17 protein-coding genes and 5 pseudogenes are annotated in these 14869 nt (G+C 47.9%); 2 read left to right on the plus strand and 20 right to left on the minus strand.

Features of this window, described 5'->3' with window-relative positions; all coding sequences use genetic code 11:
- Positions 1–2: 2 nt before the first annotated feature.
- Positions 3–71 (minus strand): annotated as a pseudogene (locus On2M_RS24280) (hypothetical protein); the annotation flags it as partial.
- Positions 70–813: pseudogene (locus tag On2M_RS17155) on the minus strand (Clp protease ClpP); the annotation flags it as partial. The pseudogenes On2M_RS24280 and On2M_RS17155, both read right to left, overlap by 2 nt.
- Positions 814–969: 156 nt before the next feature.
- On the opposite strand from On2M_RS17155, the gene On2M_RS17160 reads away from it, so the two are divergent.
- A complete protein-coding gene (locus On2M_RS17160; protein WP_129317524.1) occupies positions 970–1758 on the plus strand; it encodes a hypothetical protein in 789 nt (262 codons plus the stop codon).
- A gap of 107 nt (positions 1759–1865) precedes the next feature.
- On the opposite strand, the gene On2M_RS17165 is transcribed toward On2M_RS17160, so the two are convergent.
- From On2M_RS17165 to On2M_RS17200, 8 genes and pseudogenes are all read right to left on the minus strand, one after another.
- Positions 1866–2321, minus strand: coding sequence for a DUF1441 family protein (locus On2M_RS17165; RefSeq protein WP_164999378.1), 456 nt, complete (start codon positions 2319–2321; stop codon positions 1866–1868).
- Positions 2322–2529: 208 nt separating this feature from the next.
- Positions 2530–4443 (minus strand): ClpP-like prohead protease/major capsid protein fusion protein, encoded by a 1914-nt coding sequence (locus On2M_RS17170; RefSeq protein WP_210905260.1) that lies wholly within the window; start codon positions 4441–4443, stop codon positions 2530–2532.
- A complete protein-coding gene (locus On2M_RS17175; protein ID WP_044067013.1) occupies positions 4440–4634 on the minus strand; it encodes a hypothetical protein in 195 nt (64 codons plus the stop codon). Before On2M_RS17175 ends, On2M_RS17170 begins: the two co-directional genes overlap by 4 nt.
- 149 nt (positions 4635–4783) lie before the next feature.
- Positions 4784–5137, minus strand: coding sequence for a hypothetical protein (locus tag On2M_RS17180; protein WP_001189354.1), 354 nt, complete (start codon positions 5135–5137; stop codon positions 4784–4786).
- 291 nt (positions 5138–5428) lie between these two features.
- Positions 5429–6079 (minus strand): annotated as a pseudogene (locus On2M_RS17185) (primase-like DNA-binding domain-containing protein); the annotation flags it as partial.
- Positions 6078–6611, minus strand: a pseudogene (locus On2M_RS17190) (phage portal protein); the annotation flags it as partial. The pseudogenes On2M_RS17190 and On2M_RS17185, both read right to left, overlap by 2 nt.
- Positions 6610–6843: pseudogene (locus On2M_RS17195) on the minus strand (phage terminase large subunit family protein); the annotation flags it as partial. The pseudogenes On2M_RS17195 and On2M_RS17190, both read right to left, overlap by 2 nt.
- The gene (locus On2M_RS17200; RefSeq protein ID WP_137348429.1) at positions 6843–7331 is read right to left on the minus strand and encodes a DUF1441 family protein; all 489 of its coding nucleotides are present in this window, start codon (positions 7329–7331) and stop codon (positions 6843–6845) included. The pseudogene On2M_RS17195 and the gene On2M_RS17200, both read right to left, overlap by 1 nt.
- Positions 7332–7591: 260 nt before the next feature.
- On the opposite strand from On2M_RS17200, the gene On2M_RS17205 reads away from it, so the two are divergent.
- Positions 7592–7759: a lytic enzyme gene (locus On2M_RS17205; RefSeq protein ID WP_151225584.1), complete on the plus strand. Its 168-nt coding sequence runs from the start codon at positions 7592–7594 to the stop codon at positions 7757–7759.
- A 256-nt stretch (positions 7760–8015) separates the two neighbouring features.
- Here On2M_RS17205 and On2M_RS17210 read toward each other — a convergent pair whose 3' ends face one another.
- The 10 genes from On2M_RS17210 to On2M_RS17255 form a co-directional block, all read right to left on the minus strand.
- On the minus strand, positions 8016–8507 hold the full coding sequence (locus On2M_RS17210) for a DUF2514 domain-containing protein (RefSeq protein ID WP_210905261.1): 492 nt from the start codon (positions 8505–8507) through the stop codon (positions 8016–8018).
- Positions 8508–8660: 153 nt separating this feature from the next.
- Positions 8661–8897, minus strand: coding sequence for a DinI-like family protein (locus On2M_RS17215; RefSeq protein WP_210905197.1), 237 nt, complete (start codon positions 8895–8897; stop codon positions 8661–8663).
- A gap of 141 nt (positions 8898–9038) precedes the next feature.
- Positions 9039–10118: a BsuBI/PstI family type II restriction endonuclease gene (locus tag On2M_RS17220; protein WP_210905198.1), complete on the minus strand. Its 1080-nt coding sequence runs from the start codon at positions 10116–10118 to the stop codon at positions 9039–9041.
- Positions 10115–11911 (minus strand): N-6 DNA methylase, encoded by a 1797-nt coding sequence (locus tag On2M_RS17225; RefSeq protein WP_210905199.1) that lies wholly within the window; start codon positions 11909–11911, stop codon positions 10115–10117. Before On2M_RS17225 ends, On2M_RS17220 begins: the two co-directional genes overlap by 4 nt.
- Before the next feature lie 135 nt (positions 11912–12046).
- The gene (locus On2M_RS17230; protein ID WP_210905265.1) at positions 12047–12268 is read right to left on the minus strand and encodes a hypothetical protein; all 222 of its coding nucleotides are present in this window, start codon (positions 12266–12268) and stop codon (positions 12047–12049) included.
- Complete coding sequence (locus On2M_RS17235) at positions 12265–12486, minus strand: hypothetical protein (protein ID WP_210905200.1); 222 nt, start codon at positions 12484–12486, stop codon at positions 12265–12267. Before On2M_RS17235 ends, On2M_RS17230 begins: the two co-directional genes overlap by 4 nt.
- On the minus strand, positions 12483–13145 hold the full coding sequence (locus tag On2M_RS17240; protein ID WP_210905201.1) for a DUF1627 domain-containing protein: 663 nt from the start codon (positions 13143–13145) through the stop codon (positions 12483–12485). The genes On2M_RS17235 and On2M_RS17240 overlap by 4 nt, the downstream gene beginning before the upstream one ends.
- 13 nt (positions 13146–13158) lie before the next feature.
- A complete protein-coding gene (locus On2M_RS17245) occupies positions 13159–13614 on the minus strand; it encodes a replication protein P (RefSeq protein ID WP_080756048.1) in 456 nt (151 codons plus the stop codon).
- On the minus strand, positions 13598–14623 hold the full coding sequence (locus On2M_RS17250; RefSeq protein ID WP_210905202.1) for a DnaT-like ssDNA-binding domain-containing protein: 1026 nt from the start codon (positions 14621–14623) through the stop codon (positions 13598–13600). The genes On2M_RS17245 and On2M_RS17250 overlap by 17 nt, the downstream gene beginning before the upstream one ends.
- Positions 14620–14862 (minus strand): DUF4222 domain-containing protein, encoded by a 243-nt coding sequence (locus tag On2M_RS17255; protein WP_210905203.1) that lies wholly within the window; start codon positions 14860–14862, stop codon positions 14620–14622. Before On2M_RS17255 ends, On2M_RS17250 begins: the two co-directional genes overlap by 4 nt.
- Between the last annotated feature and the right edge of the window lie 7 nt (positions 14863–14869).

Genomic DNA, 14869 nt, shown 5'->3' on the forward strand with positions numbered 1-14869 from the left:
TGTCAGGAAAGACGGTTAATGGAGAGGAAACAGCCGATGCGCGGCAGGTTATTACGCAGCTCGCAGCCGGTATTCGCGCAGCGTCATGCCGTTATAAACGTTGTCCCGCTCCATGCTCTCAAAGCCCGCGCGCGCCATCAGTGCCTGGCGAACTCCGTCGCCAACAAAGTTACCGTTCCCGGCGTAAATATGCGCATCCGTGGTTTTATTCGACGGGGTTGCATTTTTGCCCAGCGCCGCCAGCAGTTCATCTTTAGCCTGTGCAACGGTGCATTCCGGATCCGCGATGCATTTATTCTGCAGCTCATTATGCTTGCCGCCGAACATCGCAAAGAGATCGTTAATCGCGTTAACACGGTTCTTTTGCTCGGCAAGCACCTGTGCACGGATAGAGGCTTCATCAGAAGTGGCCGCCGGCGCTGTGGTCGTCGTTGTCTCCACCTGTGGTTGCTGAGGTTCGCGCTGGGTAGTATTGCGCGGCGGGGTGATCATGTTACGAATGCTGCTTGGCATCTTTTCAAAGTCCTCGATACGTTTTGATTGAATACAGGCCATCGCCTGCAGAGATGTTGTGACCTGATCAGCAAAGCCATGCTCCAGGCATTCTTTACCATCCATCCAGGTTTCATCTTCCAGCATGGCGGCAACTTCCTCGGTCGTTTTCCCGGTTTTCTCAGCGTATGCCGGGATCAGGACTGACTCGACCTTATCCAGCAGATCGGCATAATCCCGCATGTCGTTGGCATCACCACCTGCAAAGCCCCATGGTTTATGGATCATCATGCAACACAATCGAATTATGCCTCTGTTAATTAAGCTTTTTTTCTGCTAATGGGCATTGCTTAACTCCAAATGCAATACACACCGCAATACACACCGCAATACACCACCATTTATATGGTTAATGGCACGTTGCATTGTGTTACACATAGTAATATATTAATAAAAAAATAAATTATGGTATTACTAATGGACATTATCGGCTTCGTTAATAACCCGTGGTTTGTAGGCATCGCTGGAGGGATTTTCAGTGGACTTATTACTACCTGGATTGGTCGCAAGGTTTTTTCTGGTAAAGACAAAAAAGAGTATTTGCAAAAGGTCGAGGCGACTAACAAAGAAATAGTTTATTCTTTACGGTCAGCTATATCTGACGCTATCCACCATGATAGAAAAGTAATATTGAGTTTAATGGCTGCAACTGCAAGAAAAAATGGCGTTTTGCTAAAAGACATTTACACTATTAAAGAAATCACCGAGGATTTAATTAAGGAAGTGATTGATTCTAGCTTCATCCCTTCAGATTATAAAAAGAATTTTTGCGAAACTCTTTCGAAGATTTATCTCCATGCTGAACCAGCAACAGAAGAATCTTCAGAGAATTATATTTATGCTAAAGAGCAAGCTGCTCATCTTTCTAGAAAAAACGAAAGTATCATTGCGAGTGCTACAACTCTTCTTGGCGTTATGGTAGCCTTATTGACGTTCGCATTATCATTCATTCAAAGCGGTAGTTCAGCACTTGACACACTTCGGGAAGCGCTATTCTTTGGAATTGGCCCGGCTATAAGCAAAGTATTCCCAGTGGCTTTCCCGGCTTTCATCGCTCTGGTGTCAATGATGATATTGGTCATAATGAAAACAGTAATAAACAAAAAGGAAAAGACCTTCTTTCTTTCAGCAGAGCCACAGGAGAATAAAAATAGCAAAACAGAAAACGCTAAGAAAGAAAGTGACGATGAAAAAGATTCGAAGTAATTTCTTGTAAGTTGACTTCAAATAACAGATAAAAGGTTACTCAGACATGGGGTAACCTTTTATATATTTTTATACAGATATACTCGATCAATTGTGGAATATGATGATTAACCCCATAACTCACCACTTTCTGATTCTTGCACCCTTCGAGCCATCTCATCGCGTAAATCATCTATAACGCCCTGAACACGTGACACAGCTGACGGCGTTAACGCACAGTCTCGTTCGAGGATATCCGGAAGCGTTTCCAGTACCTGAACAACAGCCTTTGCTAGGGTGGAATATTCACGCGCAACCTCTTCAGAGGGTATAAGCTCCCGCTCTTCTTTTTCGAACTTGAGCCTTTCATTTTCCGACTGATACCAGGCCTTTCTATCCTGCGGCGACATTTCACCATTTTCTTGAACCGATGGCATGATAAGCACTCGTAAGGCTTTTCCAAGTTCGTACTGTTTAAGGTTTTCCCCGTTCCCGCCGACTAACTCCAGATCACGCAGCCGCCGCGCAACCAAGTTACGATTCATGTCCACCAGCTCCGCCAGTTGGGAGACGTTAACGTGCATCCTTCTCAGCTCCACTTTTACCTCTGTTGCACGGTCACTTTTGCAGCAAAAGCAACCTGTATCATTATAAATCAATGCATTAATTCGCCGCTGCTGCACGAATAAAATGCGAAAAACTATTCATTTCCCGCGATGCCGCCGCCCCGTGGAAGGCCGGCCCGCCAGGAGGACCCGCGAGAAATGGGCAGCCGTGGCCGCCCCTCTGCTCTTATGCCCCACTCGACTTGACCAGACCGCGGTAATCCAGCGCGGCCACACCTGCATCAATGCGCACCTTCCATGCGATACCATCAACGGTGAAGCCCTCCTGCTGTTCCAGATACGGCACGTCCATACCGTCAAGGTAAGCCACCTCGATGGTGTCTGTGCCCTGCGCCGCTGCAACATACCACTGCTTGTTGTCCGCCTTATCCAGCCGCGGTTCAACAACAACCTGAGCCATATCTTTAACCACGTTAATAATGCCGGGGTTCTGGTTCAGTGTGCCGTCCTGGTCCACCGGGAACAAAGAGGAAGATGAGAGCACCGCGCGATTGGCTGCCCCTTCCAGAGCAGCGGGAACAAGGATATAGGCCGGGATGACATTGATCGGGTCGCCGTTTGCATCCTCCTGCAGGCGCATAACCTTACGGGCCTCATTGAGTCCGTCTGTATCCATCCCTTTAGCGATGAGGTTTTTATGGTCGGCGTGGAACAGCGCTTTACCATCGGTGAACTTACTGTTCGCTGTCAGGTTTAGATAGACCAGATTCCCTACGGTACGCGCCGCAGCGCGGCCCATTGCCTGAGGAACAGTCGTCAACTGGCTCAAATCGTCATTGATAATGGCCTGCCGGGTAATCGAGAAAATATTGCCATACGTAGCCAGGGCGATAGGTACGCCGCTGTCACTGGTTGTGACATATTTATATTCTGCCCCTTCCGGTACTTTATCCAGATCAGAGAAACCATTCAGACCAACCCGCTTGGCTTCATGGAAGTTCGATAGAGAGCCGGTTTTAGTCCACTGCTGGAATGTCTCACCGCTGTTCTGCCAACCTGTCAGCACCGACTTTTCAGCGCCACCAGCCAGGATATGAGAGAAATCACTGCTACTGTGTGTAAATGCCAGGTTCACAATCTGCGAGCGGCTACCAAAAGCACTAATGCTGATCCCGCGATCCACCAGCGAGGCCTGAGCCATTTCAAAAAGGCTCATCATGGCATAAGGATTACCGCGTTCGGCGCGTTCATGGCCTAAGCGGGCATATAGCCCCTGGCGAATACCATCACCGGTGATGTTGCCGTTACCAGCGTAAATGTGCTCATGGATGGTTTTATCTGACGGAGTAGTGTTTTTGCCCAGCGCCGCCAGAAGCATGTCTTTCGCTTTTTCCGGCGTACAGCCCACATCCTCCAGGCACTGCATCTTCAATGAATCATGCTTACCGCCAAACATCGCAAACAGGTCTTTAATCCCGTTAATACGATTCTGTTCAGGTACTGCGATGCTGGTAGAGCCTTTAGGGTTAGTAATCATCCCTTTAATATCTTTCGGCATATGCTCAAAATCCTCAATTCGTTTCGATTCAATACAGGCCATTGCACTGACCGCCGGCAACAGCTCATCTGCGAAGCCCTGCGCCACACATTCACGCCCATCCATCCAGGTCTCACTCTCGAGCATGGCCCCCAGCACTTCGGCAGACTTACCCGTTTTGCGGGCATAAGCCGGGATAAGAACGCTTTCCACCTTGTCCAGTAACTCGGCATAGTCGCGCATATCGTTGGCATTTCCGCCAGATATGCCCCACGGCTTGTGGATCATCATGAGCGCATTTTCTGGCATAACGATGCGGTCACCAGTCATCGCTATAACTGACGCCATAGAAGCGGCCAGGCCATCGATATGCACTGTGACTTTTGCCGGGTGTTTATTCAGGAGGTTGTAGATAGCGATCCCGTCGAATACGTCACCTCCGGGTGAGTGAATGTGAAGGCTGATATGGGAAATATCGCCCAGGGCTTTCAGATCCTCAGAGAATTGCTGAGCAGTGATACCCCAGCCGCCGATCTCTTCGTAAATACTGATATTGGCGCTGGTGGCGTCATTGGATGCTTTAATGGTGTACCAGCCTTTCATAGCCATGCCCCCAGCGTATGGTGATGCCAGTAGTTCACACTGCTACGCACAATCTGGCCTTTAGTGGGTACAGGCATTTCCGGGTGATTCTTTCGGATGAATGCCTGGTACTCTTCGATCTTCTTCATAGTTTCAGCATCGATATGGACCGTACCGCCTTTATCGTGCTGCTTATTGTTCCGTTCTGCCATCTTCTTACCCTTATCGTGATTGATGGTACATGAGCAATCATTGATCAACAAAAGTGGTAAGTAAAATAATTTTAACCATAAAAACAGATTAATTAGATTGAGGCATAAAAAAACCGGGTTTCCCCGGTGGTGTGGTATATCCCTTATTACTACTCTTCCTTACCCTCATAATCTCTAATCTGGAAGAGCCAGTAACTTAGTGTGGATGAGGTATCGCAAATGTAGCCGTTAACGCTACTGCTTGGTTTTGAACCTCTTCTGATTTTGTCGAGCGATGACAGATAAACATCGTTAATGGCTGGCTCAATGAAGGCTGATTCAAACTCTGACAATTCTCCCCGCGCCTTCTGTTTCTGAATGCTCTTACGTTCCTCCTGGACATAGTCCTTCAGGTCTGTTATCTGCCCGGTAATGTCTGGATCTGCTTTAAAGCGCGGATACTGTTCGTTAAGCGCTTCCTCGATTACTTCCAGCCGATTTTTTATTTCCATTAGCCGTTGCATTGCTCTTTCCTCCATTGATAGATATAAAATTAAAAAATATACGTTTAAGTGTTCACCCGTTCACCTTTGCTAATTTCTTAATTAAATTCATACGGTTATATGGTGAACACTACTCTTTCAGGTATTCACAAGTGTTCACCCTACCCTTCACCCTTTAGAGCAAAAAACAACCAAAAGGTGAACAGGTGAATACTTGGTGAATACTTAATAAATAAGTGTTCACCCCTTAACATACTGTTATAAATAAACTTTTTAACAGAGTGAATACTGGTGAACACTTATTCTATAACTTTACTCTGCCCTGCTATTTTCAGAAGTACCGGAACAGGATGGCATCCAGTCGTCTGAGTCATCGTGTAGCGTAACGTTTGACCTGATACCATGCTTGGTCTTCCGCTTCTGATACTCTTTGCCATATTCAGCCATTGCACCTGGCATATCCGTACCGAACCGCATAAGAGATACTGGCTTGCTCAGACCATTGGCCCGCATGTATGCCAGATAAGCATGATAAAGATATCGGCGCGGACTGAACGGCACTATCTCGGCATTACCAATAAACATCCCATCACACACTACCGATGCCATGAGATAGCCGCAGAAGTCCACCAGCGAATCACCTTCCCTCTTTATTGCCAGTGCCTCTTCTGATTTCTGTTGCTCGTGCAATAGTCGTCTGGCTTCGTCCTGGTCTGCAAAGCGTGTAAGCAAGTGGCGAATTACTACCGCCAGTTCCCCCTCAATTTTCTCTGCCAGCATCGTGTCACGTTCGTTTTCCGGCACTACCTCAGAGAAGTTGAATATCACCCGTCGCCTCGAGATCCCCCCGCTACGGTCGCTGAATGTCATAGCATTGTTGTTGACCGCCAGGACCACCGCTGGAATACGGGTTGAATATGGCGCTTTATGTTTCGGGTCAATCGAAACCTTATCACCTCCTGTAGCCGTCTGTTGATTCCACCAGTTCCTGTCGCTGCGCGCTGTAGGTGCCGTTGTAGTTTCTGGCTGTGCTTGAAAAGCTGAGTCGGCTGCCTGCTGCGACAGCGCGAAGTTGCCCATTACGGAAGGTTTCAAGGTTAGGATTGGGCCGGTCAGATTTCACCATGCCGATATCTTCACCAGGCTTAAGATCGTCATAAATGATGCCTGGCTGAATCATCACTTCGCGATCATCATCGGAAGCAGTGTTACTCTCTTCGAAGCTTTGCCCGTCCCCCTTTTTGATGTACATCCCCAGCGCAGCAGCAATACGTGCGGCGGTGAGCTCAGCATCTTCATACTCTTTGAGTGCGCTGAGGCGCATCAGTACACCGGACAGCATCGATACGCCCCGGGTCTGGTGCAGACGGCGGACAAATTTAAGATGCAGCATGTTTTCCGCATCCACTTCTTTGGTATCAAGCTGACGGCCTGAAACGGGCAGGCTTTTATAAACCTGATATTTCCTTGGTCTGCCCCAGTTGTCGACGAATACCCGTTCGCGCCGGACCAACAAACACTACCGCGTCATATTCACGCGATGCCAGGCAGTTCATCGGTTCAATCACGTAAGGTGCCAGATCCGGATCCCATGGAACGGAATTACCCGCCCCCATTGGCACGCGCATATAAGTACTGACCGCATCGGCCACCTGCATTCGACGCGGGGCACGTAAGATACCGGAAACATCGCGGCGGATGCCTCTGGCGGATGCCCGCTTTGCCATCAGTCCTCCTCTGGCTCTTCCTCCTCTGCTTCAGCGTCCTGCACCCTCTCCGCCATCTGATCGCGCAGGTCATCAATAACGCTCTGCACGCGAGAAACCGCAACAGGCGTTAATGCACAGTCACGCTCAAGTACATCAGGGAGGGTTTCAAGTACCATGACGACGGCTTTCGCCATCAATGAGAATTCGCGCGCAACTTCATCGGCGGGAATGAGCTGCCCCGTATCCTGCTCGAACTTGAGTCTCTCATTCTCTGCTTTCCAGTGGGAAAGCCTGTCCGATGGCGGCATATCATCGATATTGGCTGACACAGTGGGGATCATCAGTTCGGTCAGAATATCGGTTATCAGGTAAAGCTTTAATTTGCTGTTGCTACCTGGGGCCGGTTCAATATTTTTCAGCCTGGCGGCGACCGTCTGACGGTGTACGCCAGTAATCCCTGCCAGTTGGTTGATGTTCAGTTTTAAAGCGGCAATTTCCTGGTCCATGATGGTGAACACTTTTTAAACGATTCGACATCTGCGCGAAATAGCCTCTAATTAGATCAATAACCTGCGCAAATGATGATGATGACCTTAGATCCGAAAAACTAGCCGTTTTCCGCGCCGCTCCCGCCCCGTGGCAGGCAACTCCCTCGGGAGTACCTTTTACAAATGAGAATTAATACCAACAACTACCACTTAATGATTATTTATATCTCCATTCAATATTGATTATCATTCGCGATAACAACACACAGAGAACATAAATGAAAAACATCATCATCATTGCCGTAGCTATTATCTTCGTTTTTTATGCAGGTATGTGGTCGCAGAAATTCCTGATGGAAGATGAGTGCCTTGATTCAGGTGGTTCATACAATGAAAATGGAATTTGCAATATTGCAGGCAGTCATCAGGATGTTCCCCCTAAGTAAGCAGAATGCTTTTTAAATTCGTTACCCACCTCTACAGATAAGGAGGCGAATGGTCACTAAAAGTAAAATCCATTGCAGAAGAATTTCCGGAAAGTTGTTATTCCAGCACTCCAACAGGTTATTCAGACAGATTTCAGCTATATCAAAACTGAGTGAATACTTATCAGTTTCATATGGTGAAAAATCTGTTCTTATTCATCTGGTTCCATCTGATGATATGTAGTAACTTTTTTGCAGTAATATTACAGGGGGAGTTTCAATTCCCCCTGTAATTATTTGACTCTCTCACCGAATAATACACTCGTTCACACGTCATTCCTGCCCGGTAGCGCTCGTCAGCGATTCCAGCATAATATTTAGCTTCTTTTGCAATATCTCCGAGCATGTTGGCAAGCATTCTGGCGTCGGCGTCGGTTGTTTTGCTTCTGACGGTAGCGGCAAGATCTGCGGTGTGCTTTGCGGCGTCCAGGCGGACGGCAAGCTTTGTTGCTTCGGTGCGCAACTGGCTAACAGTGGCAGACAGGCCAGCAGCAGTGGCAGCAGATTTAGCGGCTTGTGCTTGTGCATCTTTTACAGCCTCATCACGGGCAATTATGCGCCCTTGTTCAATCATGCGGGCTACAGTCTGCGCATTCGCTGTTTGCGATGATTCCGCGCTGTCACGTTCCGCCCATCTCTTTTCCCAGCCGCGGTTACTCCAGGCATTTCCGCCGATAAATGCGACGGCCACCAGCAGCAAAATGGCGATAACCCTGGGATTAAATCATCCGGAATTTGCATGAGATGCCCCTTGCAAAGATTCCCACACCTGAATCGACCTGAATTACCTGGCAATAATTGCGCGAGGCGATGCGGAAACTCGATTTAAAAAATGGCAGCAGGAGCTACCAGCTAAGGGGTGTTAGTTAACAAACCACTCGTCTGCACTTTCCCAGGTTTCCTGGAGGATAGTCTCTATTTTCTTTTTATCTTCCTTGTCGCCCCCAAACACACTTAAACCATCGGAGCCTGCACGTCGTACGCTCAGGCTGCAGTTCTCATAGTGGTTGCCCAACCTTTTGAGCAATTCTTTCTCCAGTGCCGGAACAGCTCCCTTTGGAAGTTCTTTAGTACGATCAATGGTTAGTTCAACTTTCATAATAGCCTCCACTGCATATACTGTATATTTGTACAGTACACCTATACACTGGAATGATCAACGGTTTAAGAGCACGAAAAGTTAAAAAAAGGACCCTGCTGGGTCCCTTAATTCGGCTGTATGCTATTGTTCAAAAGAGATTTATCTTTGACTCAGCTTTACTGGCTCACCATCTTTGAGGTCAATCAAGTGCTCGGGTTCGGAAGCAAACCATGCGTAAGAACCCCAGGCCAGCTCAGGTATTGCTTTTCTGAATGATGCCGCGCTTCGATCTTTAAATGCAGTTAGAAAAGCCAGATGTTTCTCACTAAAACCAGCATCAATAGCCAGACTGGTGAGTGTAACTTTTCTTTCCCGATTGATAGGTCCGTCCGTTGCGACTACCTCGGTGAAAACAACAAGCATATCTGCCCCTGTTCGATCATCGCCAAGATCAACCAGAATGATATCTGGAAGGGCTTTTGAGGCGTCAATCTTTAGCCCCAATGCTTGCGCCAGGGTCTCATCACGCGCAACCACTTTATTTCCTGATTCAGACAACCAAAGCACTGCTGGCTTTTTAAGGAAATTAGGTGCAAAAACTTCTATTACAGCTTTAGCTATCACACTCGAAGGCCCGGGAGCCAGCATACGCTTTTCCCCGTTAGGAAAAGTAACTACTACAGCATCATCAGCAATGGTTGCCCCTGATTTCAGAAGACGAATTCTCGACAGGGCTGCTTTATTCAAATACTGTTCTTGCCACTCATTGATTGCACTCAAAAGCTCTTCACTGCCCAATGTTTCATCAAAAAGTGATGCAAATGATCGGTTTAAACAGTAGCGTGGTTTTGACGAGGTAGTTGGAACCCCTTTGCGTTCCACAACTGCATTACAAGGTATAAGACCACTACGTATAGTCTCATCCCGTATTGGTTCACGCGTATTCTCGGCATACCAGGCATCTGAGGGTTGCGTTTTCTTTTTCGAGTAAGTCATTGCAATCCAACTTTCCCGGCTATCAGGATCAACTAAAACCGACTGAGAGTCCCCCATATTGACAACCTGACTGGGCCTAATCCATCGTTCCAGGCCATCAATAGCTCCAGCGTAAAACATTACAAAAATTGTCTTAGCTGCCATATCCCGAATTACATATCCGCGATTCTCCGTCCCTTCGGGAAAAATCAATGGAAGCCTTTCCTGAATGGTTTTTAATGAGGGAATAGAAGGTAGATTCATGCAAATGTTACTCCATAGAAGCCTGCAATAGTCCTCTCGATGATTCGCTTATGTGCGCCAGACTCAAGCATAGATTGGATTTCTAACACCTGTTCTTGAGAAGGTAGGGGGATAGAATTCAATTCGTAAGCTGATACAGCGACACTTCCACTTATACATCTAAATGCCCGATCAACTGTTTGGGAATTAAGCAAAAGTGCAACCACTTCAGGCTTAATTTCAGAGAACAATCCGTTCGAATACACAATGTTAATATGGTTTTCGACTACAACACCACCAGTTTCATCAATAAACTCTTGAGGCAAGATAGCTGCAAGTATTCTTTTATCCTGTTCTTTCGAAGTTGTTCTCTGAATCAAGACACATTCCGTTGTAGTAACAAGAAAATCCTGCTTTGGCGCTATATCAATATAGGGGACATGGTTTTTCCTGTCTGCACTAAATCGAAATCCATTTGACGTTATAGATTCGGCCCAGATCAATGGATAGCTATTCTTACCTTTAGTGGTTCGCAGTTGTGACTTAAAGCGATTCCAGACCAGTTGGCCAGTTGAGACTGAGTAACCAAGTTCAGATAAACGTGTCGGCATTGTTTTCAGGTTTTGTAAGAAGCGAGCATCTTCTTTAAACCGTGGTAAAAGCCATATAGCCCCGCCCTTTTCAATCTCAACAGAACCAATTTTCTCAATTTTCGCTTTATTGAGTCCTTTTGGTATAAGTGATGATACTTGGGCTTTAACTTTGTGCTCTCCTGACCGGAAAGCAGTTAGCATTGTTTCCTGAAGTACGTCATCAAATACACCATCTCTATCAGAGACGAAATCAAAGGCAATCGGTGTAGTTTTGTTTGTTAAAAGAGTCCGAAGCGCGGTGAAATACTGACCGCCAAGAAAAGACGTTGGCGTCAAAAAAGCAACAACTCCCGATTCCTTTTTCGCCATTCGAACGGCCAAATCAGTAAACAAGCCATACAGATTAGCATGACCAAATAACGAGCGAGCGTACCTTTCTCTCATCTGAGTATCGAGAGTAACTCGTCCATAAGGAGGGTTACCAATGACGAGATCATAGCCAGTAATTTTGTCGTGATGGAGCGCATCGCCAACAATAATCGTGTCTTCTGGTAATCTTCTCTTAGCTTTTATGCACAATGGCATAAGAACCGACTCAAGCAAAACTGAACTCATCCATGCAGCAAATGGGTCTATTTCTATTCCTTTCAGCCGCCTACTGATTCTCCTAAAAATCCATTCTGGAGAAGAGCCTTTATCTTTTTTCAGCATTCTTATAGCTGCCGGAGCCAAAAACGCCCCCCCACCACATGCCGGATCAATTACTGTTGCATGAGAAAAATCAACACCGGATTTTTCAGCCAAATCTAACAACCGGGAAACTAAAGGTGGTGGTGTATAATACGCCCCCATTTCCGAACGATAGGCCGAAGGTAGCATAACTGTATAAATGGAACCGATAAGATAACCAGCGTCCTCCGAGGGAAATCTTGCAATCAAGGCACCAGTTCGCTCAGCGAGCTCCTGAGCATCGCAAGAGACGTCCTCTAACAGGACTGTATTTGGCACAGCTCTCATTTTTATGTTGCTTTTTTGCTTTTTTGCCAGAGCTTCCCAATAAGCTGCAACAACAAAGGAGCAATAAGAGCGAGCCTGCATTAACCTGGACTGTTCAGTTTTAAAATTGCCCGCGAAACCTTTAGCCATGGCCTTACACGTTTGATATCGTTGCAGAATAGATAACTCACTATCTGTAAAAAAATCAAAATGTTGCACGTTCATAATCAAATCCTAGTAAATCAACATGCGGGCTATAAAACCTCATGGTGGCGCATAGAAAAATTGTCTGGAAGAATATCACGCGCCAGGTCGATCTCATAACCCGATATGGCCACTGGCGGACCATAATTGATGTAATCAGTTATTCGGAATCCGACACATACGCCGAGAATAGTTTGTTTTGGCTTCGTAACAATTCCCCCTACTCAGCAACTCATCAATCACTTTCACTGCATCAGCCATTGCGTAGCCAAGATTACCACCGTCGCTTTGTGCTGCTGCTTTGCTAAGTGTTTCGCGTAGCTGGTGCAGGCGATCGAGTGAAACAGGACCGTTCGCCGGGTGGTTGTTAGTTGTCATTGAGCCTCCAGGGTAACTTTTTCGACCAGTTCAATCCACTGTGGCGTCAGCCTCTTTTCTGCCTGTGCGCGGCTACCGGCCGGACCGTTCAAATTTACACGGTAATGGTCATACGGGCATTTCAATCCGCCCCATACCCACCCCATATGGTTTGGCTTCAGCGCAAATTCAGGCATGTTCCCGCACTCCGGACAGCGTGGTAATTCGCTTTGTTTCATTGCGCCAACTCCTGCAACAGCGCATTGTGTTTGCGAATGCTGCGAACGGCTTCACGAAGTTTTTCCAGGTTGGCCAGCTTCGCTTTCGTGCGACGAATCTCACTTGAGATACCGCGTACCGTAGGGATCAGCAGATCATCAGGACGGCTGACGAAAGCGGGGATTTCCTCAACAATCTCAGTGACAGATTTTTCTGGTACTGGTGGAGTTGATGTCTCCGGTCCCTGTGGTGCAGAGCTTTTGTTTTTCATTGGCCCAGCGGCCGGCACCGAATAAACAAACTTACTGCCCACTTTTTCGCGGATGATCCGCCCTTTTGTCATGTGGTGAGTCAGCATTGGCGCCACACGCTTGGATTCAATACCTGCCAGTGTTGCCAGCTCAAGGGATGTCTGTGGTCCATGTTCCGCCAGTAATGCGATGACGTCGCTGACTGATACACCTGCCGGTGTTTTGCTGACAGAACTTTCCGCCGTGGGCTGTGATTTAACTTCCCCGGTGGAAACTTTCCAGTACCCGTTAACCTGAATAACCTCGTTACGTTCTTCATGCTCACGAAGCATCCCGATCACCGCCGCAGGCTCAATTTTCATGCGCGCCGCAATTTCACGGGCAGTCGCTTTTTCCATCGCTTTCAGTACGCCTAAAATGGTTTCCATAAAATTCTCCAGGTTAAATTAAGCCAGCCGCTTTACGGCGTTTGTATTCTTCAAGCAGCTGCTGCGCGGGTGTCGGTCCTGCCGGATGGCGTGGCGCCGCAATCTGTTTTCTTACCGGAGGGATCGGCTTGCCATCCTCCAGGTGTTTTTCCCACTTCACCAGTTGGTCCGCAGCCAGTCTCTCCAGCTCGGGTTGGGTCATTTGTCGCTCAACACCAGTTCGGCGAAGTTCGGTGCAAATCTGGTACAGAACCGGATTACATTTGCGGTCAATGAAATATTCCTCAGTGCTGGCGTAACGGTAAGATTCGTTGCGCCAGTTCCTGTATTCCGCCATAACGTCCGAAACCTTCAGTCCAAGCTTCCCGCCGTCACAGTCAGCCACCAGCGTCACGAACTCAGCCAGGTCAGGTGGCCATGAATTACCCGCCGCACAGCGGGCAACCATCGCGTTACAGACGCTCGTCATCCGGTCGCTGGTCAAATTCCCAATCTGAGCAATCCATAGGTCCGACGGAGCCGATCCGTTTTTGGTTTCCCATCGGCTGGAGTAAATTTCCAGCATGAGAACCCAGAACTTCCACGCCTTCTCCTCGAGCGCGGAGTTGTGCAGCGCGTGCTGCGCGTGCTCGCTGTACAGCTGCGTTTGCTGTGGAGTTTGGATCCAGTCCTGCATGTGAGTTACCTCGCGGTTTAGTTGGTTTGGCCTGTTGCAGGTGGCGGGCAAATTTCTGCTCCCACTGCGACTGGTAAAAAACTTTGCTCTCTGGCTGCCAGTAGGCAATGAAGCTGTTCAGCTCGGCTCTGAGGTTCAGTCCATCCGGGATCGTTATGCCCCAGAATCCAACACGCTGGCGAAAGTCAGCCGACGGTTTCCAGTCAATGGTCATTGGGACCTTCCCAAATGACTCTCCGGCGGGAAAATTCATACCAGGCTGTCCGGGGTATTCAGGAACCGGGTTGTTGTTAACTGGTTCGACCTCTGACTCTCGCGCGTTATGTGTGGGGTTTAAGTCTTTTGATTCCTCTGGGGGATTCCGTATCCCGTTTTTGGGATCGTTTGACGGAAAAAACGGGATCGTTTCACCGCTTTTAATACGCCCGTTTTTGGGGGTGTTTGGTTTAACAGTCCCGTTTTTGGGTTTCTTTAAAGTATCCCGTTTTTGGTAATGTTCCCGTTTTTGGGTTCGTTCTGCGTCTTCGATGCTTTCCTCAACGCCCACCAGCTTGTAAACGGGGATTTGCTTTGTGCGTCCGCGGCGCTCTCCGGTATCCTGGATAAAACCGTTTTCCACTAAATGCTGCAGGCTGGCCTGGACAGTTTTTTTATCCAGTTCTGTAGCCTCGGCCAGCGCCGCAATTGATGGGTATGTCGTAAAGTCTGCGCCGCACATGTCCGCCATCCAGGTCAGAACTGACTTGGCAGACGATCGCCCCGTTTTAGCTTTCTTAGCCCAGCGCATGGCATCAAGACTCATTGCTGCACCTTCTTAAATTTCAAATCAAACTCTCTGCGACTGGTCTCGCAGATATCCTGATAGCCTTCGTATCGGTACATAACCCGAAGATGAGAAACTCTCATTACCGTCACCATGCGTCCGCGTTCGTTGCGGTATTTCATCCCCGGAATCAGTTCAGCGCTGCGATCGACTGTCTCCGCCGGTACTCTGTGCTTCATCGCATTTTTCATACGGTCTACTAATTCCTGGGCAAGCATGGGATCC

The organism is Citrobacter sp. On2M (assembly GCF_018035235.1).
GTDB lineage: Bacteria > Pseudomonadota > Gammaproteobacteria > Enterobacterales > Enterobacteriaceae > Citrobacter > Citrobacter meridianamericanus.